Origin of the sequence: Rhodococcus sp. BP-349, assembly GCF_019835845.1 — a bacterium.
In the GTDB taxonomy this organism is placed as follows: domain Bacteria; phylum Actinomycetota; class Actinomycetes; order Mycobacteriales; family Mycobacteriaceae; genus Rhodococcoides.
Window position 1 is genome coordinate 905235 of the sequence record NZ_JABUDR010000003.1, and the last position, 19670, is coordinate 924904.

General features: G+C 69.1%; 21 protein-coding genes and 4 tRNA genes. 15 read left to right on the top strand and 10 right to left on the bottom strand.

Annotated features, from left to right (window positions below; genetic code table 11):
- Positions 1-31 precede the first annotated feature (31 nt).
- From hemQ to HQ325_RS20640, 3 genes are read left to right on the top strand one after another with little or no spacing between them, the layout of a single operon-like run.
- Positions 32-727 carry a hydrogen peroxide-dependent heme synthase gene (hemQ, locus tag HQ325_RS20630; RefSeq protein WP_027505205.1) on the top strand — a complete coding sequence of 232 codons (696 nt, stop codon included), beginning with the start codon at positions 32-34 and terminating at the stop codon, positions 725-727.
- Entirely contained in the window at positions 724-1419 is a 696-nt protein-coding gene (locus HQ325_RS20635; protein WP_222632150.1) for an HAD family hydrolase, read from the top strand. Before hemQ ends, HQ325_RS20635 begins: the two co-directional genes overlap by 4 nt.
- Positions 1420-1455: 36 nt before the next feature.
- A complete protein-coding gene (locus HQ325_RS20640; protein WP_222632152.1) occupies positions 1456-3753 on the top strand; it encodes a molybdopterin-dependent oxidoreductase in 2298 nt (765 codons plus the stop codon).
- On the opposite strand, the gene HQ325_RS20645 is transcribed toward HQ325_RS20640, so the two are convergent.
- On the bottom strand, positions 3744-4202 hold the full coding sequence (locus HQ325_RS20645; protein WP_056444801.1) for a MaoC family dehydratase: 459 nt from the start codon (positions 4200-4202) through the stop codon (positions 3744-3746). The two genes, HQ325_RS20640 and HQ325_RS20645, sit on opposite strands and share 10 nt — an antisense overlap.
- Before the next feature lie 111 nt (positions 4203-4313).
- Here HQ325_RS20645 and HQ325_RS20650 point away from each other — a divergent pair, with 111 nt between their 5' ends.
- Positions 4314-4814: an SRPBCC family protein gene (locus HQ325_RS20650; RefSeq protein WP_222632154.1), complete on the top strand. Its 501-nt coding sequence runs from the start codon at positions 4314-4316 to the stop codon at positions 4812-4814.
- On the opposite strand, the gene msrB is transcribed toward HQ325_RS20650, so the two are convergent.
- From msrB to HQ325_RS20670, 4 genes are read right to left on the bottom strand one after another with little or no spacing between them, the layout of a single operon-like run.
- The gene (gene msrB / locus HQ325_RS20655) at positions 4792-5214 is read right to left on the bottom strand and encodes a peptide-methionine (R)-S-oxide reductase MsrB (protein WP_027505209.1); all 423 of its coding nucleotides are present in this window, start codon (positions 5212-5214) and stop codon (positions 4792-4794) included. The two genes, HQ325_RS20650 and msrB, sit on opposite strands and share 23 nt — an antisense overlap.
- A 9-nt stretch (positions 5215-5223) precedes the next feature.
- Entirely contained in the window at positions 5224-6498 is a 1275-nt protein-coding gene (locus tag HQ325_RS20660; protein WP_222632156.1) for a glycosyltransferase family 87 protein, read from the bottom strand.
- 21 nt (positions 6499-6519) lie between these two features.
- Positions 6520-8097: an alpha/beta hydrolase gene (locus tag HQ325_RS20665; RefSeq protein ID WP_261778577.1), complete on the bottom strand. Its 1578-nt coding sequence runs from the start codon at positions 8095-8097 to the stop codon at positions 6520-6522.
- Between the two features lie 4 nt (positions 8098-8101).
- A complete protein-coding gene (locus tag HQ325_RS20670) occupies positions 8102-8857 on the bottom strand; it encodes a pyrimidine reductase family protein (RefSeq protein ID WP_374107246.1) in 756 nt (251 codons plus the stop codon).
- 34 nt (positions 8858-8891) lie between these two features.
- Between HQ325_RS20670 and zapE the strand changes: the two genes are divergently transcribed.
- Positions 8892-9902 carry a cell division protein ZapE gene (gene zapE / locus HQ325_RS20675; protein ID WP_222632160.1) on the top strand — a complete coding sequence of 337 codons (1011 nt, stop codon included), beginning with the start codon at positions 8892-8894 and terminating at the stop codon, positions 9900-9902.
- 22 nt (positions 9903-9924) lie between these two features.
- Here the strand turns inward: zapE and HQ325_RS20680 are convergent, their stop codons facing one another.
- Both HQ325_RS20680 and HQ325_RS20685 read right to left on the bottom strand, forming a co-directional pair.
- A complete protein-coding gene (locus HQ325_RS20680) occupies positions 9925-10422 on the bottom strand; it encodes a GNAT family N-acetyltransferase (RefSeq protein WP_308014622.1) in 498 nt (165 codons plus the stop codon).
- 42 nt (positions 10423-10464) lie between these two features.
- A complete protein-coding gene (locus HQ325_RS20685; protein WP_162246766.1) occupies positions 10465-10761 on the bottom strand; it encodes a hypothetical protein in 297 nt (98 codons plus the stop codon).
- A gap of 204 nt (positions 10762-10965) precedes the next feature.
- Between HQ325_RS20685 and HQ325_RS20690 the strand changes: the two genes are divergently transcribed.
- Complete coding sequence (locus HQ325_RS20690) at positions 10966-11208, top strand: hypothetical protein (RefSeq protein WP_222632164.1); 243 nt, start codon at positions 10966-10968, stop codon at positions 11206-11208.
- 46 nt (positions 11209-11254) lie between these two features.
- Here the strand turns inward: HQ325_RS20690 and HQ325_RS20695 are convergent.
- The 3 genes from HQ325_RS20695 to HQ325_RS20705 form a co-directional block, all read right to left on the bottom strand.
- A tRNA-Val gene (locus tag HQ325_RS20695) sits at positions 11255-11329 on the bottom strand.
- Positions 11330-11350: 21 nt separating this feature from the next.
- Positions 11351-11421: transfer RNA gene (locus tag HQ325_RS20700), tRNA-Cys, on the bottom strand.
- A gap of 49 nt (positions 11422-11470) precedes the next feature.
- Positions 11471-11543, bottom strand: a tRNA-Gly gene (locus tag HQ325_RS20705).
- A 236-nt stretch (positions 11544-11779) separates the two neighbouring features.
- On the opposite strand from HQ325_RS20705, the gene HQ325_RS20710 reads away from it, so the two are divergent.
- From HQ325_RS20710 to HQ325_RS20750, 9 genes are all read left to right on the top strand, one after another.
- Positions 11780-11851, top strand: a tRNA-Val gene (locus HQ325_RS20710).
- A gap of 150 nt (positions 11852-12001) precedes the next feature.
- Positions 12002-12439, top strand: a complete 438-nt coding sequence (locus HQ325_RS20715; protein ID WP_222632660.1) for a TIGR02611 family protein — start codon at positions 12002-12004, stop codon at positions 12437-12439.
- Positions 12418-13173, top strand: coding sequence for a (2Fe-2S)-binding protein (locus HQ325_RS22910; RefSeq protein ID WP_222632166.1), 756 nt, complete (start codon positions 12418-12420; stop codon positions 13171-13173). Before HQ325_RS20715 ends, HQ325_RS22910 begins: the two co-directional genes overlap by 22 nt.
- A gap of 137 nt (positions 13174-13310) precedes the next feature.
- Positions 13311-15374 (top strand): threonine--tRNA ligase, encoded by a 2064-nt coding sequence (thrS, locus tag HQ325_RS20725; RefSeq protein WP_222632661.1) that lies wholly within the window; start codon positions 13311-13313, stop codon positions 15372-15374.
- Positions 15371-15931 carry an HIT domain-containing protein gene (locus tag HQ325_RS20730; protein WP_027505217.1) on the top strand — a complete coding sequence of 187 codons (561 nt, stop codon included), beginning with the start codon at positions 15371-15373 and terminating at the stop codon, positions 15929-15931. Before thrS ends, HQ325_RS20730 begins: the two co-directional genes overlap by 4 nt.
- 7 nt (positions 15932-15938) lie before the next feature.
- Positions 15939-16622: a phosphatidylinositol phosphate synthase gene (pgsA, locus tag HQ325_RS20735; RefSeq protein ID WP_222632168.1), complete on the top strand. Its 684-nt coding sequence runs from the start codon at positions 15939-15941 to the stop codon at positions 16620-16622.
- A complete protein-coding gene (locus HQ325_RS20740; protein WP_222632170.1) occupies positions 16619-17533 on the top strand; it encodes a phosphatidylinositol mannoside acyltransferase in 915 nt (304 codons plus the stop codon). The genes pgsA and HQ325_RS20740 overlap by 4 nt, the downstream gene beginning before the upstream one ends.
- The gene (locus HQ325_RS20745; protein ID WP_222632171.1) at positions 17530-18654 is read left to right on the top strand and encodes a glycosyltransferase family 4 protein; all 1125 of its coding nucleotides are present in this window, start codon (positions 17530-17532) and stop codon (positions 18652-18654) included. The genes HQ325_RS20740 and HQ325_RS20745 overlap by 4 nt, the downstream gene beginning before the upstream one ends.
- The gene (locus HQ325_RS20750) at positions 18654-19670 is read left to right on the top strand and encodes an NUDIX domain-containing protein (RefSeq protein WP_222632172.1); all 1017 of its coding nucleotides are present in this window, start codon (positions 18654-18656) and stop codon (positions 19668-19670) included. Before HQ325_RS20745 ends, HQ325_RS20750 begins: the two co-directional genes overlap by 1 nt.

Consider the following 19670-nt stretch of genomic DNA (forward strand, 5'->3'; position numbering starts at 1 on the left):
ATCGGGACGGCCGGGTGGCACGATGGGTGTCATGGCACGTCTCGATTTCGAAGCACTCAATTCCACGTTGCGCTACTCGATGCACTCGGTGTTCACGGCTCGGCCGGGCGCCCTCGGTGAGGATCGGGAGGCGGTGCTCGCCGAGGCCCGCGCGTTCTTCGACGGTCTCGACGAGACCGACGTCGTGGTGCGCGGGATCTACGACGTGGCCGGACTGCGCGCCGACGCCGACTTCATGATCTGGTGGCACGCGGAGAAGATCGAGGACCTGCAGGCGGCGTACGCGCGCTTCCGTCGGTCCACGGCTCTCGGCCGCGCGTGCGACGCGTTCTGGAGCAACGCCGCGTTGCACCGCCCCGCGGAGTTCAACAAGTCGCACGTCCCGGCGTTCATCGCCGGCGAGGAGCCGGGCGCCTACATCTGCGTGTACCCGTTCGTCCGCTCGCTCGACTGGTACCTGCTGCCCGACGCGGAGCGTCGCACGATGCTCGCCGACCACGGCAAGGCGGCACGCGGCTACAAGGACGTGCGCGCCAACACCGTCCCGTCGTTCGCCCTGGGCGACTACGAGTGGATTCTCGCGTTCGAGGCTCCGACGCTGGACCGCATCGTCGACCTGATGCGTGATCTGCGTGCGACCGAGGCCAGACGTCATGTGCGGGAGGAAGTTCCGTTCTTCAGCGGACCCCGGGTGACGGTCGAGGCGCTCGTCGAGTCACTTCCGTGACCACGCCGGCCGCGGTGCTCTTCGACTTCTCCGGCACGCTGTTCCGTCTCGAGGAGGACGAGAGCTGGTTCACCGATCTGCGCGTCGGCGACGACGAGCAGATCGACGGTCATCTCCAGGCCGAGTTGATGCGCCGCATGACCCAGCCCGTCGGGTCGGTGGTCACCCTGGACGACGACGGCCACCGGGCCTGGGAGGCTCGCGATCTCGACCCCGCGATGCACCGGGCCGCCTACCTGGCAGTGCTGAAGGCGTCGGGGGTCCACCGCGTCGAGCACGCCGAGGCGTTGTACGACAAGGTGATCGACCCGTCCTCGTGGACGCCGTACCCCGACACGGCGCGAGTGCTGCACGGCCTCGCCGACCGCGGCGTTCCCGTGGCGGTGGTCAGCAACATCGCGTTCGACCTGCGCGCGGCGTTCGATCTGCTCGGCGTGCACGACACCGTCGCGCACTACGCACTGTCGTTCGAGGTGGGCGCCGTCAAACCCGATGCCGCGATCTTCCGTTCCGCCGTGGACGCTATGGGCGTCGACCCCGCCTCGTGCCTGATGGTCGGCGACAGCGAGGAGGCCGACGGCGGAGCGCGGGCACTCGGTATGTCCTTCGCGCTGCTCGATCCACTGCCGACGTCCGAACGACCGTCGGCGCTGCTCGACGCCGTGGCGGCGCACGGTCTCGCGCTCGCGTAGGGCGCCGTGACGTCCGCGCGCCGTGGGGTGCAGCACATGGCCCACTTCGGCATGTACACCGCCGACACGGACGGCCGGGACGTGGTCGCGGTCCGTCCGCCGACGGGCGACGCCGATCCGTCCCCGATCCTGGGCAACGTTCCCGGGTCGGTGACCCATCGCTCGCGCATCCGTCGACCGGCGGTGCGTCGGGGCTGGCTCGAGAACGGCCCCGGACCGTCCACCGTGCGTGGCGCCGACGCGTTCGTCGAGATGGAGTGGGACGAGTTCCTCCCCCTGCTCGCCGGTGAGCTCCGTCGAGTCGTGCGCGAGCACGGCAACGAGGCCGTCTTCGGCGGGTCCTACGGGTGGGGCAGCGCGGGCCGGTTCCACCACGCGCAGAGTCAGGTTCACCGGTTCCTGAACACCCTGGGTGGATACACGCGGTCGGTGGGCAGCTACTCCCTCGGCGCCACGGGCACGATCATGCCACGGGTCATGGGGACGCACTGGAAGATGTTCTCCCGCTCCACCTCGTGGGACGTGATCGCCGAGCACACCGATCTGCTGGTCGCCTTCGGCGGGGTTCCTCTGAAGAACACATCGGTCAATCACGGTGGCACCAGCGATCATCCGACACGTGACGCGCTGCACCGCCTCCGTGCCCGCGGCGGCCGGATCGTCTCGATCTCACCGCTGCGTGACGACACCGACGGGGCGGCGGAGTGGATCGCGCCCGTACCCGGGTCGGACGTCGCCCTCATGCTGGGGTTGGCGCACGTGCTCGCCGCGGAGGGGTTGCACGACACCGCGTTCCTGCAGCGGTACACCACCGGGTACGACGTCTTCGAGCGCTACCTGCTCGGCGTGACGGACGGCGTCCCGAAGTCGCCGGACTGGGCGCAGAGTCTGACGGGCGTCCCGGCGTCGGACATCACCGCCCTGGCGCGGCGCATGGCTCGCGCCACCACGCTGGTCACCGTCACCTGGTCACTGCAGCGCATCCGCCACGGGGAGCAGGCGCCGTGGATGGGTCTCACGCTCGCCGCGATGCTCGGCGGCGTCGGTCTGCCGGGCGCGGGCTTCGGCCACGGCTACGGCTCGATGAACGAACCTGGCCTGGCGCCCGTGCCGTATCCGTTGCCCACGCTGCCCCAGGGCCTCAACGCTGTGTCGACGTCGATTCCGGTCGCCGCGATCTCGGACATGCTGCTGAACCCGGGTGGGCAGTACGACGCGGACGGTACCGCGTCGACGTATCCGGACATCCGGCTGCTGCACTGGGCCGGCGGCAACCCGTTCCATCACCACCAGGACATCGGCCGGTTGCGCACCGCGTTGGCTCGCCCCGAGACCGTCGTGGTGCACGAGCCGTACTGGACACCGATGGCACGGCACGCCGACTTCGTGGTGCCGTCGACGACGACCCTCGAGCGCGACGACCTGAGCTGCACCCGCAACGACCCGCTGCTCGTGGCGATGCAGGCCGCCGTCCCGCCCTTCGCCGACAGCCGCGACGACTACGACACCTTCGCGCTGCTCGCGCGAGAGCTCGGCGTCGAGTACGAATTCACGGAGGGGCGCTCGTCCGCGGACTGGCTGCGGCACCTCTACGACCAGTGGCGACGTTTCGTGTCCGATGCGGGACGGGTGACGCCCCCGGTGTTCGACGAGTTCTGGACCGAGGGAACGTTCCGGATGGACACCGAGGACGGTCTCACGCTGCTGTCCGATTTTCGCGACGATCCCGAGCGGGCCCCCTTGCGGACACCGAGCGGGCGCATCGAGATCTTCTCGGCCGACATCGAGTCGTTCGGCTACGCCGACTGCGGGGGACACCCACGGTGGTACGCACCGGACGAGTGGCTGGGCGGTGAACGAGCACAGGCGTTCCCGCTGCACCTGATCGCGAATCAACCGCGGACCCGGTTGCACAGCCAACTCGATCACGGCGCCGCGAGCCTCGCGTCGAAGATCCAGGGCCGGGAGCCGATGCGGATGCATCCCGCGGACGCCGCATCCCGCGGACTCCGCGACGGCGACGTGGTGCGGGTGTTCAACGACCGTGGCTCGTGCCTCGCGGGGCTCGTCGTCGACGACCGCCTGCGCGAGCGCGTGGTGCAGCTGTCGACCGGCGCCTGGTACGACCCGCTCGATCCGTCGGACCCGCGCTCGATGTGCGTGCACGGCAACCCCAACGTACTCACCGCCGACCGCGGCACGTCGTCGCTCGCGCAGGGGTCCACCGGCCAGCACGTCCTGGTGGACGTCGAGAAGTGGACCGGCGAACTGCCGCCGATCCGCGCGCACGATCAGCCGGAGTTCGTCGATCGTGGGGACGTGCGTCAGAAGTAGACGCGGCTGATGACCTGGGCGACCAGTGCGGGCTTCGTCGCACCCTCGATCTCGATGGTCGAGTCGACGGTCATCTGCACCGCTCCGCCGTCCAGCCGATCTGCTGCGGCGAGGACGGCCGTCAGACGAACGCGCGACCCGACGAGCACGGGATTGACGAAGCGAACCTTGTTGCTGCCGTAGTTGACTCCCATCGTGGAGTTCTCGACCGTGTAGGTCTGCCACGACAGGGCCGGCAACAGGGACAGCGTGAGGTACCCGTGGGCGACGGGCCCACCGAAGGGGCTCTCCTTCGCGGCGCGCTCGGGATCCACGTGGATCCACTGGTGGTCGCCGGTGGCGTCGGCGAACTGGTTCACGCGCTCCTGCGTGATCTCCAGCCAGTCGCTGGTGCCGATGGTCTCGCCGAGGGCGGACACGATGTCGTCCGCGGAGGTGAAGGTACGCATGGAGCCGACACTAGCGGCGGCGAGCCGTTCTGCACAGAACCTCTGTCGGGGCGCCACATCCGGCCCTGCGGACCCGGCCTGTGTGCAGGCGGAGCGCAGTACGATGCGCCGATGACATCACATCCGGAACCCACCGGCCGGCTCGAACGCGCCGAGACGGGTGTCGATCTCGTGCTGGAGCGCGTCCTGGACGTACCGATCGACGACGTCTGGGACAGTCTCACCGTCAGTGAGCGCACCGCGCGGTGGTACGGCAGCTGGGAGGGAACGCCCGGAGCCGGCAGCACCGTGCGGGTGACGATGGGGTTCGAGGAGAACGCACCCGCCTCCGACCTGACGATCCTGGCGTGTGACGCACCGAGGTATCTCGCACTGGAGTCCGACGGGTGGACGTTCGACGTGACGCTCAGGACCACGGGAGACGGGACCACGTTGACGTTCCGGCACCACCTGACGACGACGGACGGCCTCGTGGACATCGGCCCGGGATGGGAGTACTACCTCGACATGCTGGTCTCCACACACACGGAAGGGTGGTCGCCGTCCTTCGACGACTACCACCCGTCCCAGTGTGGGTACTACGGCTCACTCAGCCCTTCGGCTCCAGCGTGAGCGAGATCGAGTTGATGCAGTACCGCTGATCGGTCGGGGTGGGGTAGCCCTCGCCCTCGAAGACATGGCCGAGGTGACTGTGGCAGTTGCTGCACAGGACCTCGGTGCGCTTCATGCCCATCGACCGGTCGACCTTCAGGATCACGGCGTCGGTGTCCTTGGGATCGAAGAAGGACGGCCACCCGCAGTGGGACTCGAACTTCTCGGTGCTGCGGAACAGTTCGGCGTCACAGGCGCGGCACTTGTAGACGCCCTCGGTGGTGGTGTCGGTGTACTCGCCGACGAACGGCCGCTCGGTGCCGGCCTTGCGCAGCACTGCGTACTCGGCTGCGGTGAGCTTGGTACGCCACTCGTCGTCGGACAACTCGAACGTGGGCTTCTTCTCTGGTGCGGAACTCATGCCTCCACGCTAATGCGTGGCCGCGGTTCCCGCTGTCGTCGCAGGTACAGGCTTCGGTGAGGTCGTGTTCTCGTCGAGCAGGAACGCCGGATCGATGCCGCCGTCCAGCCGGCCCTCGCGGCGCGCGGTGAGATAGCGACCGACGAGCACGGCGAAGATCACGACGATGATCAGCGACCAACCCCACGTCGTGCGGAGGTACTCGATGGAGCGTCCGAACTCCGGGAAGCGGCCGACGAGCCAGCTGTCGTAGCTGAGGAACCCGTACACGGCGAGCCACGCCGGCCAGTTGCGCATCACCGAGTTGCGCAGCACCACCGACATGATCAGCGGGAACAGCATCATCGAGTAGTACATCTGGCCGAGCGACGCGAGCAGGAACGATGCGACCAGCAGCAGCCCACCCGCGGTGGTCACGAAGAACAGTTCGTCGTGGCGGTAGTACTTCCACAACAGCCAGAGCGACACGAGCACCATGGCCGCGAAGACGACCCGGAGTACGAGGATCAATGCGGTGGGCAGTCCGTAGTAGAGGCCGTTGCCGACGATCGCGCTGTTGAAGTAGTCCCGTGTCTCGAGGAGGTACGGGACCGTGTGGGAGACGAAGGCCATCGGGTCGACCGACAGCGGGAGGGCGAGCAACGTCAGGACCACCGGGATACCGACGGCGGTGACGAAGACGCGCCACTCCTTGCGGACGAGCGGCAGGAGAAGCAGCGGTGCGAGGGTCGGTTTGACGGCGATCGTCAGGCCGATGGCGGCGCCTGACCAGTACGGATGCCGCTTCAGGAGCAGCATCATGAACAGCACTTCGCCGAGCAGGATCAGGCCGTTGATGTTGGTGAAGATCAGTGTGTTCGTGACGGTCTCGGTGGAGAACGCGGCGAGCAGCACCACGGGTGCGGCCACCGACGACAGGCCGAGCTGGAACATGCGCAGCAGCAGGTAGAGCGCGACGATGACGGCGATCGCGTTGACCCCGATGAACAACCAGCGCGAGCGCTCGGGGTCCAGCACGGCCAGCGGCGCGATGATCAGCGTGCCGCTCGGCGGGTAGAGATAGTGCGGATCGACCGAGTCGAAGTTCGCCGTGTAGACCTCGCGTCGGTTCAGGAATGCCAACGCGGCGTTGTAGACCGGGCGGAAATCGTCGGTGATGTTGCCGTTGACGGCCTTGACGATCACGCGGTTGAGGACCGTCAGGATGGCGATGGGCCACAACGCGAAACGGATCACCTGCGCGGTGGTCTCACCTGTTCGCGGTTCGAGATGACGGAACGACACCCGGAGACGGTACCCCGGCGACTAGGCCGGACACGCATTACCGCCGTCCGGCACGTCGCCCGTTTCGAGGTACGCCGCCACGGCCGCGCGCCCGCACCCCGAGCCCACCGACACGGGGTGTCCGATGCCGTCCCAGGTGATCGTCGTGGTGGCCGCGCCGGCGGCGCCCAACGCTCCCGTGACCGCCGGGAGTGGCTCCGTACCGGTGACGGCGTCGGCGTTCCCGCTGAGTACCAGAACCGGCAGCCCCAGCGTGGAGGGGACGGGCGGCGGGGTGGTCGCCGGCCACGCCGAACAGGTGAGGAGGTTCAGCGCCGCCGTCGCACCGAAGGCCGGGTACTGGCCGGACCACGATGTCTGCAGCTCGCGGACCCGGTCGGGCGCGGGCCACTGCTGGCCGTCGGTGCAGCGGCTCACGAAATGACCGTCGGTCTCGGTCAGGGCACGCACCTCGTCGACCGCGTCGTCGAGTGCGGTGGTGTTCCCGGCGAGCGCACCTGCCACCACGTCCGACGTGGAGCGCACCCGCGCGGCGCCGTCGGCGGTGGACGGATACGCCAGCAGGTGGACGACTGCCTGTCGAACGGTGGCACCGGACAACGGTGCGAGATCACCGGCGTCGGCGCGGCGGAACAGCTCCACCACCTGTGACCGCGGATCCGCCCCGAGCGAGCATCCGACGGCCGAGCATCGGGTGGCGAACGCCGTCAGGGCGGCCTCCTCGCCGCGCACGGTCTGCTCGGCGGTGGTGACGGCGTCCGTGATGACACTGGTGGGGGAGTCGAGGACGACCCGAGCGACGTGGTCGCCGTACGCGGCCGCGTACCCGAGCGCGACGAGGGCGCCGTTGCCCGACCCCAGGAGCGACAGGGCCCGCACTCCCCATGCCTCCCGGAGCGCCTCGAGGTCGTCGGCGCTGTTGGTGACCCCGAAGATGAGTGCCTCGGGAAGCAGGAAGTCGGTGCACGCGATCGTCGCGTCGCGGGCGAGGGTCGCCAGCTTGTCCGCGGCGTCGGTGCCGGGTGAGTACTGCCCGAGGTCGGTCAGCGCGTCGCGGGTGGACGTGGCACCCGAATAGCAGTCGAACGGCGCGGAATTGCCGATGCCGCGCCGATCGACGCCGACGATCGGGTGGGCGTCGAGGAGCGCGGTGTCCGGCTGCGCGGCGAGCGCCGCCATGTCCGCGGACGACGGTCGATCGGTGCCGGACGTGTAGACCAGCGGCGCCGCGTCCGCCGGCGTGGCGGCCGTGCGCACGCGGACCGCGGAGAGTTCGAACGTGCCGTCGGAGGCAACGGTGCGGTCGATCGGAGCGGGGAACGTCGCGCAGTCCACCAGCACGCCCGGCGCGGCCGTGACTCCGCGAGCCGCGGTGGTGCGGGCCGTGCAGTCGGTCCAGTTCAGGTCGGTGACCGGTGCCTCCAGGGGGAGCGGCCCCTCGTCGGTGGGTTCGGTCGTCGCGGGCCCACCGTCCGATCCGGCCGATCCTCCCTCGATCGCCACGTCCGGACGCGTCGACGGTCCGGCCCCGCATGCTGCGGCGACCACGACGACGGCCGTCAGGGCAGCGAGCCGTGACCCGAACCTCGACATCTGCATACGTTCAGCGTGCCATCTCGCGCGCACGTACCCAGCGCACCAGGATGGTTCCGTCGTCGTCGAGCAGGATGTGGCCCGGGGTCATCGGGCGGTCGACGGCGGCGTCGGACGTGGCCATCCGGCCCGCAGATCCGGCGCTGAGGGTCGGTGACGTGGTCACGCAGACCTCGTCGACGACATCTGCTGCGAGCAGCGATCCGAAGAGGCCGGGACCGCCCTCGCACAGCACGTGGTGCAGGCCGAGATCCTGCAGCAGCATGACCACGACGTCGCCGGTGAGGTCGCCGTCGGCGCGGACGACCGTGATGCCGGCGTCGCGCAGCCGCTGCACCTTGTCCTCGGGCGCGTGCGAGGTGGTCAGCACGATCGGCGGCACCTCCGCGCCCGTGACGACCGCCGATTCCGGATCGACGTTCGCCGAGCCGGTCACCACGACGATCGGGGGGACCTCGCTCTGACCCCGCGCGGTGCGCGCGGCGCGCACCGCGTCGGACACCTCGACGCCGCCGTAGTTCTCGGCCGTGACAGTGCCCGATCCCACCAGGACGGCGTCGGCGAGCGCGCGCAGTTCGCCGAAGACAGCCTTGTCGGCGGGGGTCCCCAGACCACCGGACACCCCGTCCTGCGACACCGCACCGTCGATGCCCGCCACGAAGTTGACGCGGATCCAGGGGGAGTGGAGCTCCGCCGGATACGCGTAGAGATCGGTGAGATCGTCATCGGTCACTGTGAGGTAGGTCCCATTATCGATACGCTGCACAAAAGCCATCACACCACGTCGTTAACCTCGTCCCATGCCGCAACGCCTCGTCGACCGCGATCCCGTGGTGCCCGCCGACCAACTGATCGCCCAGATGGTGCCGCCGGCGATGTTCGACGATGTGAGTTTCGCGTCCTACATCCCGGACCCGAACGAGCCGACGCAGGCCGAGGCCGTGCAGAAGGCGGAGGAGTTCGCCGGCAAGGTCGCGAAGATCCGGTCCGGCGGCAAGCGCGGACTGTTCGGCAAGAAGACCCCGGCCTCCGGTGCAGGTCTGTACCTCGACGGCGGATTCGGCGTCGGCAAGACCCACCTGTTGGCGTCGATCTTCCATGCGTCGCCGGAGCCCAAGGCGTTCGGCACCTTCGTCGAGCTGACGCACGTCGTCGGAGCACTGGGGTTCACCAAGGCACTCGACGAGCTGTCCGGTCACAGCGTGCTGTGCATCGACGAGTTCGAGCTCGACGATCCGGGCGACACGATGCTGGTGTCGCGGTTGCTCACCGAGTTGGCCGCCAAGGGCGTCTCCATCGTCGCGACGTCCAACACGCTGCCCGGCCAGTTGGGTGAGGGTCGCTTCGCCGCTCAGGACTTCCTGCGTGAGATCAAGAAGCTGGGCTCGATCTTCGAGTCCATTCGTGTCGACGGTCCCGACTACCGGCACCGCGACCTGCCTCCGGCTCCGGACCCGATCGGCGCGGACCAGATCGAGGCCGCCGCGGCAGCCGTCGAGGGATCGACGCTCGACGACTTCGATGCGCTGGTGAAGCACCTGAGCACCCTGCACCCGTCGCGCTACGGGAAGCTGATCGACGGTGTCACGGCCGTCTTCATCGAGAACGTCCACGCGGCCCCCGACCAGTCCGTGGCCCTGCGCCTCGTCGTGCTGGCCGACCGCCTGTACGACGCGGGTACGCCGGTCACCGTGTCGGGTGCGAAGCTCGACGAGCTCTTCACCGAGGAGATGCTCCAGGGCGGATACCGGAAGAAGTACCTGCGCGCGACGTCGCGTCTGCTGGCGCTCTCGCGCTTCGCCTCCGTCTGAGTCGCTACCGTCCGAGTCGGCGTCAGGTGAGGTCGCGCTGCATGACGAAGTCCTCGTGCAGCACGGCTCCCAGCGCGAAACGCTTCTCTCCCAGCTGTCGGAAGCCGCTGCGCCGATAGAACGCCAGTGCGCGGGCGTTCTGCTGGTTCACTCCCAGCCACAGCGCGCTGCGTCCGAGCAGTCGAGCCTCGTCGGCGGCCGACTCCATGAGCGCCGCAGCAACTCCCGTGCCGTGGGCCGCGGGGTCGCTGTACATCTTGCTCACCTCCACGGCGTCCGGGGCCGTGAGGGCGTTCGAGACGTCCGGGTCGGTCGACGCCGACAGGATGAGCATCGTGTACCCGACCAACGCGGTGCCCTGAGGCGCCACCCGCACGATGCGCTCGTCGTCGTCGAGGTAGGTGCGGAACGCCGACTCCGACAGCACGGTCGCCACGAAGTGGTCGATGTCCTCCTGCAGCGTTCCGGGTGGACACGCCAGGGGGAAGGTCCGTCCCGCCAGATCGGCGAGGGCCGGCACGTCGGCGTGCGTGGCGCGTCTCGTGGGCTGTGTCGCCACCCGTCAGGCCGATCGAGGGTGGGCGGCGTGGGGGCGGTCCGTCGCCTCCACGGCGTCCACCACGTTCTTCGCCTGTCGCAGAGGCATTCCCGTGCGATCGCGCAGCAGCGACATCGCCTGCGCCGGCTTGCGCGCGTGCACCAGAGCGGCCACGGCGGTGTGCGTCTCGGCGTCGACGGGATGACGGTCGACGGTCTCCGTCCGTGCGGCGGCGGTGCGGTGTCGCAGCGCGAACCAGGTGACGACGACGGCGAGATCGATGACCACGAGAGCCACGACGAACCAACCCCAGGTAGGCATGAGGCAAGTCAATCACCCTGCGCCGGACGCACACGGCGATTCGGGTGATCGGCGGGCGATCGCCGTTGTGTCTTCTCACTCCCGACATCGGAGACGTGTCGTTCACGACACCAGTCGACCGGGTAGGCGGAGGATGACGACGGAACGGACGAACGGCGGCGCAGGGTCACGACGCCGCAGCGTGGCGACGACGAGAGGATCGACATGAGTGAACAGATGACGGTGCAGTACTTCACGGGTCGCGTGGACCGGGTCAAGGCGGCGGTCCAGAAGGCAGTCGACGAGGCCGGCGCGTACGGCAGCGATCAGCTGGTGGCGGATTTCGAGTGGATCCAGTACGCCCACGATCACGTGCACGTGACGACGCGCGACGACGTGGACTACGTCGATGACGAGACGACGACGCGGCACCTCGACGAGCTGTTCGAGCGGTACCGCGTGGGATGAGGCGGAATGCACGAAGCCCCCGTCCGAGGACGGGGGCTTCGTGTGATGGTGCGCGATACTGGGATTGAACCAGTGACCTCTTCCGTGTCAGGGAAGCGCTCTCCCGCTGAGCTAATCGCGCGGGACCCGGTGACGGGTGACGAGGTGGAGACGGGAATCGAACCCGTGTGCACGGCTTTGCAGGCCGTTGCCTCACCACTCGGCCACTCCACCGTGGTGACGAGAACCCCGGCTCGTGAGAACCGGGGACTCGATACCCTCGAGCGGACGACGGGATTCGAACCCGCGACCCCAACCTTGGCAAGGTTGTGCGCTACCAGCTGCGCCACGTCCGCACACTCCTCGGTGGCGTTTCCGCCTCCGTGGTGCGGTTCGAAACATTAGCCCACGTCGGCCGGAAGTCACAAATCCGCTGTTCACACCGTGTTTCCCTACCGTCACTCCTGTCACGACCGCCGCAGGGTCGATCGGCCCGAGTGGTGGCCGGCGCGGGTCGGGGTCCGTGTTGGGAGCACCCTCCGAGACGTGTTAACGTTTCCCCTCGTTCGGACGGCGTGCTCGCACGCGGCCCGGTCCCGTGGCTCAGTGGAAGAGCGTCCCGTTCACACCGGGAAGGTCGCTGGTTCGATCCCAGCCGGGACCACAGAGAAGACGACAGGCCCTCGCTGCAGCGGTGGCCTTTCGCCGTTCCGAGGTCGGTGCTCCTGGGTATGGTGACCTGGTGAGTACCGACAAGGCCCCCGCAGACAGGGTCGCCCCCGCAGAGCGAGCAGCGACTGCCGACCCGTCCGCGGTGACGGACTCCGGATCGCGCCGAGGCGGCACCCGCGGACGCGAGGAGCGCAGCCGGTACCGCGAGTGGCGTGACGGCATCGCCTCCCGCCCGACCGTGGATCGTGCCTACCGCATCGCGGTGGCCGCGGTGGGAACCGTCGTCCTCGCCCTCGGCATCGTCGCCATCCCGTATCCCGGTCCCGGTTGGCTCATCGTGTTCGCCGGTCTCGGCATCCTCGCCTCGGAGTTCGCGTGGGCCAAGACCGTCCTGCACTGGGTGCGGGCCCGGTACGACACGTTCATGGAGTGGTTCGGTCGGCAGAACATCGTCGTCAAGGGACTCGGCGCACTGTTGACCACCGTGGTCGTGCTCGCCACGCTGTGGCTGCTCGGCGCCCTCGAGCTGGTCGCCGGCTGGGTGGGCCTGGACTGGGCGTGGCTGCAGAGCCCACTCTGACCGCCGCGGACGTCGTCACGCGCACCGCGCGGGCGCTGCCGTGGACGGCGAACCTCATGGTGGTCCCGACCGGAGACGGGTGGGACATCCCCGATCCAGCGCTGCTGGACGTCGCACTGGCTCGGTCCGCCGCGCGGTGGCCCGACGTCTCGGACACCACGTGCGCGACGCTGTGGTGGTACGGCTCCAGCTCGACGCTCGCACTGGTCCTCGGCGCTCAGATGCTCGTCACCGGGCACTGCGTCGACCCGTCGGATCCCGATGCGGTGGTGGCGATCGGCGACACCGGGACCGTTGCCGCACTGACGTCGCCCACGGTGTCGACGTCGGCGGACACAGCCATGGCGGACCTGGTCGAGCGCCTGGTCCGGGGGCTCGCACAGCGCGTGCCGGGGCTGTCCGCACCGAGCCTGTGGGCGATCGCCTCGGACTCCGTGGCCAACCGGGTGCTCGACGTGGCCTCCGCACTCGGACGCGTGGCCGACGCCACCGCGGTGGCGCGGCTCCTCACGTCGCAGGCTCGGACGCATCGGTTCCCCGAACCGCGTTTCGTGGACGTGACGGCGGACGCGATCGTCACACCGGCGACCGAGAGTGCGCCGGATGTGCACTCGCGCCGCGTCGTCCGTCGTGGATCGTGCTGTCTGGTCTTCGAGGCCGGGGTCGACATGTGTGTCAGCTGCCCGCGCCGCACCCCCGAGGACAGAGCCCGACGGTGGTCGGCCCTTCTCTGACGCGCCAGGCGCTCGGGCGAGGTGTCTGCCGCGTCCCCGATGCCGATACGCTGTGCACGACACCCGACCCACCCCTGTCGCCGCCGCCCCACCCGGGCGGCACCGACCCACGTCCGTAGGAGCGCAACACCGTGAGCATGCCCGATTCCGCTGTCCTCGCACCTCGCATCAGCGTGGCCGCAGGGACGACCGCCGGAACGGCGCTGCGCGACACCGGCCTTCCCAACAAGGGGCCGGACGCCATCGTGGTGGTCCGGGACGAGGAGGGTCGACTTCGCGACCTGTCGTGGGCGCCCGAGGCGGACACCGAGGTCGAGCCCGTGCGCGCCGACAGCGAGGACGGCCGCAGCGTCATCCGCCACTCGGCCGCGCACGTGCTGGCCCAGGCGGTCCAGGAGATGTTCCCGAACGCGAAGCTGGGCATCGGCCCGCCCATCGAGAACGGCTTCTACTACGACTTCGACGTGGAGAACCCGTTCACGCCGGAGGACCTGACCAAGCTCGAGAAGAAGATGAAGCAGATCATCAAGAGTGGTCAGCGGTTCTCGCGGCGCGTCTACGACTCCCTCGACGCCGCCAAGGCCGAGCTGGCCGACGAGCCGTACAAGCTCGAACTCGTCGACGACAAGGGCTCGGTCGACGATCCCGAGGTCATGGAGGTGGGCGGGGGAGAGCTCACCGCCTACGACAACCTGAACCCGCGGACCGGCGATCGCGAGTGGGGCGATCTGTGCCGCGGACCGCACGTGCCCACCACCAAGTACATCCCGGCGTTCAAGCTCACCCGCAGCTCGGCCGCGTACTGGCGCGGCGATCAGTCGAAGGCCGATCTACAGCGCGTGTACGGCACCGCCTGGGAGTCGCAGGAGGCGCTCGACGCGTACCTCGAGCTCCTCGCGGAGGCCGAGCGTCGCGATCACCGCAAGCTGGGGTCGGAGCTCGACCTGTTCAGCTTCCCCGACGAGTTGGGATCCGGCCTGCCGGTGTTCCATCCGAAGGGCGGCATCGTCCGCAAGGAGCTCGAGGACTACTCGCGCCAGCGCCATGTCGAGCAGGGCTACGAGTTCGTCTACTCACCGCACATCACCAAGAGCACGCTGTACGAGGTCTCCGGTCACCTCGACTGGTACAAGGACGGCATGTTCCCGGCTATGCATCTCGACGCGGAGCTGGCCGAGGACGGCACGGTGCGCAAGCCCGGCCAGGACTACTACCTGAAGCCGATGAACTGCCCGATGCACAACCTGATCTTCGACTCCCGCGGCCGCTCGTACCGCGAACTTCCGTTGCGGCTCTTCGAGTTCGGGTCGGTCTACCGCTACGAGAAGTCGGGCGTCATCCACGGCCTGACCCGTGTGCGCGGTATGACGCAGGACGACGCTCATATCTACTGCACTCGCGAGCAGATGCACGAGGAGCTCACGAACACGCTGAACTTCGTGCTCGGACTCTTGAAGGACTACGGCCTCGACGACTTCTATCTCGAGCTCTCCACCCGTAACCCCGACAAGTCCGTCGGCTCCGACGAGGTGTGGGAGGAAGCGACGGCCACCCTCGCCGAGGTGGCCACCGCGTCCGGGCTGCACCTCGTTCCCGATCCGGGCGGCGCCGCGTTCTACGGACCCAAGATCTCGGTGCAGGCGAAGGACGCGCTCGGCCGGACGTGGCAGATGTCGACCATTCAGCTCGACTTCAACCTGCCCGATCGTTTCGGCCTCGAGTACACCGGCAGCGACGGTGTGAAGACGCGCCCGGTCATGATCCACCGCGCACTGTTCGGTTCCATCGAACGCTTCTTCGGTGTGCTGACCGAGCACTACGCGGGCGCCTTCCCGGCGTGGCTCGCCCCCGTGCAGGTGGTGGGCATCCCCGTCGCCGAGGCGTACGCGGACCACCTCTTCGGTGTGAACGCCGCGCTGCGGAAGGCGGGCATCCGCGCCGAGGTCGACGCCAGTGACGACCGCATGCAGAAGAAGATCCGCAACCACACCACGCAGAAGGTGCCGTTCATGCTGCTGGCCGGGCAGAACGACGCGGATGCCGGTGCGGTGAGCTTCCGTTTCCGCGACGGCACCCAGATCAACGGTGTCCCCGTCGACGACGCGGTCGCGGCGGTCGCCTCCTGGGTGGCGCAGCGCCGCAACGAGTCCCCGACGGCGGACACCTTCGACACCATCCCCGGCGGGAGTGACGGAGCATGAGCGAGGACGACGCCACCGCCGACGCGGGAGCCATCGTGGACACCGGGACGGGTGACGAGGACCGCCTTCAGCGGCTCTGGTCGCCGCACCGGATGTCCTACATCGCGACGGCTCCGAAGGTCGACGACAAGATGGCGTCGGAGCCGTTCACCCAGATCCCCACGCTGGAGGACGAGGACGGGCTCATCGTCGCGCGCGGAGAGCACGTGTACGCGGTGCTGAATCTCTACCCGTACAACCCGGGTCACCTGATGGTGGTGCCGTACCGCAAGGTGGCCGACCTCGAGGACCTCACGGACGAGGAGAGTGTGGAGCTGATGCGATTCACGCAGCACGCGATCCGCACGATGAAGCGTGTCTCACGCCCGCACGGGTTCAACGTCGGGCTCAATCTCGGTGCGCCCGCGGGCGGTTCGCTCGCCGAGCACCTGCACCAGCACGTCGTCCCGCGATGGGGCGGTGACGCCAACTTCATCACCGTCATCGGCGGTGCGAAGGTCATGCCGCAACTCCTCCGAGACACTCGCGCGTTGCTCGCCGCCGCGTGGAAGGACTGACTCCGTCGTGCTGAGCATCTTCGGTAGGGCATCGGCGTCCAAGGTCACCGCGCCACTGGGCCGCGCCCTCAACAGCACGGGTCTCACGCCGGACTCCGTCACCATCATCGGCACCGTCGCGAGCGTCGTCGCCGCGATCACGCTGTTCCCCACGGACCATCTGTTCATCGGCACGCTGGTCATCTGGCTGTTCGTCATGTTCGACATGCTCGACGGTGCGATGGCACGTGCCCGGGGCGGCGGCAGCAAGTACGGCGCCGTGCTCGATGCGACGTGCGACCGCGTGGCCGACGGCGCCATCTTCGCCGGGTTGTCGTGGTGGGCGGTCTTCCACCAGAACGATCGGCCACTCTTCGTCGCGATGCTCGTGTGCCTCGTGACGTCGCAGGTGATCTCCTACGCCAAGGCCCGTGCCGAGGCGAGCGGACTGTCCGCCGACGGTGGGCTCATCGAACGTCCGGACCGCCTGGTGATCGTCCTCGTCGGATCCGGGCTCACCGGCATCGGCCAACTCGCCGATCTCGCCTGGCTGCAATTCGCGCTGCCCGTCGCGACGTACTTCCTGGCCGCCGCGAGCATCGTCACGGTGTTCCAGCGTGTTCTGGCCGTCCGCAACTCCGCCGGCGCCCGCGACATCATCCCGATCCAGCCGAAGGCCAACCGGATCGAGCCGGACAGCACGGCTGGATGAGTCTGTCGGAGCGGCTCGGCGCCGCGGGATACATCGCCGGATGGCGGGTCGTCCGGGCGCTGCCCGACGGCGTCGCGACTCGACTCTTCGACGCCGGCGCCGATCTCGCCGCGCGCCGCAACGGTGGCCCGGAGCAGCTGCGCCGCAACCTCGCCCGCGTGCTGGGCACCACCGCGGACGCGGTACCGGACGACGTCGTGCAGGCGTCGGTGCGCTCCTACGCGCGGTACTGGCGCGAGGCGTTCCGGTTGCCGTCCATGGATCTCGCGGCACAGGCCGCGGCCATCGACGACGCCGTCGTCGGCCAGGAACATCTGGACGCGGCGCTGGCGTCCGGCCGCGGCGCCGTGCTCGCGCTCCCGCACAGCGGGAACTGGGACATGGCGGGCGTCTGGCTCACGCGCACCCGCGGCCAGTTCACGACGGTGGCCGAACGACTGAAGCCGGAGTCGCTCTACCAACGCTTCGTCGCGTACCGCGAGTCCCTCGGGTTCGAGATCTTCCCGCTGAGCGGCGGCGAACGCCCGCCGTTCGAGCAACTCTCCGAGCGCCTGCGAGACGGAAAGGTCGTGTGCCTCCTCGGTGAGCGCGACCTCGCCCGCCACGGGGTGCCCGTCACGTTCTTCGGGGAGCCGACGCGCATGCCGGCCGGACCCGCGCGCCTCGCGATCGACACCGGTGCGGCTCTGCTCCCGGTGCACTGCTGGTTCACCCCCACCGGCTGGGGTTTCTCGGTCGAGCCCCCGATCGACGTCTCCGCCGGCGTCGAGCAGGCCACCCAGTCGCTCGCCGACCACTTCGCCGCCAACATCGCCGCGCATCCGGCCGACTGGCACATGCTGCAGCCGCTGTGGTGGGACGACCTCTCGCAGGGCCGGCGTGACCGCATGACCGGTGAGGCCGACCGGTGAAGATCGGCATCGTCTGCCCGTACTCGTTCGACGTCCCGGGTGGTGTGCAGGCGCACGTCGCGGAACTGGCCGAGGTACTGATCCAGCGCGGTCACCGTGTCAGCGTCCTGGCACCGGCGAGCGACGAGACGGCGCTGCCCGACTTCGTCGTCTCGACGGGCAAGGCCCTGAGCTTCCCGTACAACGGCTCGGTGGCGCGCCTGGCATTCGGTCCGGTGACCTACACCCGCATCCGGGCGTGGATCGAGAAGGGTGAGTTCGAGGTCCTGCACATCCACGAGCCGAACGCACCCAGTCTGTCGATGCTGTCGCTGAAGATCGCGGACGGTCCGATCGTGGCCACGTTCCACGCCTCGACCACGAAGTCGTTGTTGCTGAGCACTTTTCAGGGTGTGCTGCGCCCCTATCACGAGAAGATCGCCGGGCGCATCGCCGTCTCGGAACTGGCGCGACGGTGGCAGGTGGAGGCTCTGGGGTCCGATGCGGTGGAGATCCCCAACGGGGTCCACGTCCCCGCGTTCGCGACGGCGCCCCTGCTGCCCGGGTATCCCCGGCCGGGCCGGACGCTGGTGTTCATCGGCCGCTACGACGAGCCCCGCAAGGGCATGCAGACCCTGCTGGCCGCGCTCCGGCCCATCGCCGCGGTGTTCCCGGACATCGAGGTGCTGGTCGTGGGCCGCGGCGACGAGCAGAAGCTGTGCCGAGAGGCCGGCGATCTGGCGAAGCACTTCCGCTTTCTCGGCCAGACGACGGACGCGGAGAAGGCGTCGGCACTGCGCAGCGCCGACATCTACTGCGCCCCGAACACCGGCGGCGAGAGTTTCGGCATCGTGCTGGTGGAGGCCATGGCCGCGGGCGCGCCCGTGGTCGCGAGCAACCTGGACGCGTTCCGCCGCGTGCTGCGGGACGGCACGGCCGGCGTGTTGTTCCCGGTGGGAGATTCCGAGGCCATGGCGGACGCGGTGATCCGCGTGCTGTCGAACGACGACGAGCGAGCCGAGCTGGTGCGCCAGGCCAGCCGCGCCGCCGTGTCCTACGACTGGCCGGTCGTCGCGGAGCAGATCGTCCGGGTGTACGAAGCGGTCGCGGTGGCCGGTCGCACGGTGAAGGTGATCGACTGATGACGTTCTGGGTGGCCGCCGCTGTCGTGGTCGTGGCACTGCTGGTCCTGTTCCTCGGCCTGTGGGCGTATTCGACGGCGCACCGTCTCGACCGGCTGCACGTGCGCTCGGACCGGTCCTGGCAGTCGCTCGAGGCCGCCCTGGCCCGTCGGTCGGTGGTGACACGTGCGGTCGCCGCCGCCCTGGACGCGCCGGGATCGGTGGAGAGCCGCACCCTGACGACGCTCGCGGATCGCGCGGAACGAGCAGAGCGCGCCGACCGGGAGCGCGCCGAGAACGCGGTGTCCGTCGCGCTGGGCCGTATCGACCTCGCCCGGCTGAACCCGCAGATGATCTCCGAACTCGCCGACGCGGAGGCGCGGGTGCAGATCGCCCGGCGGTTCCACAACGACGCGGTCCGCGACACCGTCGCACTGCGATCGCGGCGACCCGTGCGTCTGCTCCGTCTCGGCGGGACGGCTCCGATGCCCACCTATTTCGAGCTCACCGAGCGCGAGGCGACGCTCGAGGAGGTCGACGGAGCGTCGACCCGGACCTCGGCGCGCGTCGTGCTGCTCGACGGGCGCGGCCGCGTGCTGCTCCTGCGGGGTCACGATCCGTCGGTGCCCGACGTGCACTTCTGGTTCACCATCGGCGGGGGCGTGGAGGTGGGGGAGACGCTGCGCGACGCCGCCGTTCGAGAACTTCGAGAGGAGACCGGCATGGTCGCCTCGGCGGAGGACCTGCGCGGGCCCATGTGGCGTCGGACCGCGACGTTCTCCTTCGACGGCGTCGTGATCCGGTCGGAGGAGCTGTTCTTCGCGCTCCGCGCCGAGGCGTTCGAACCGGTGCGCACAGGTTTCACCGAGCTCGAGCGACGCGTCGTCACCGGACACCGCTGGTGCACTGCGGACGAGATCCGGTCGTTGGCCGCCTCGGGCGACGCAGTCTATCCGCGCGCGATGGCGGAACTGCTCGACGAGGCGGACACGGTGCTGGCTCTGCGGACCGATCCGGACGTGCGCGCCATTCACTGA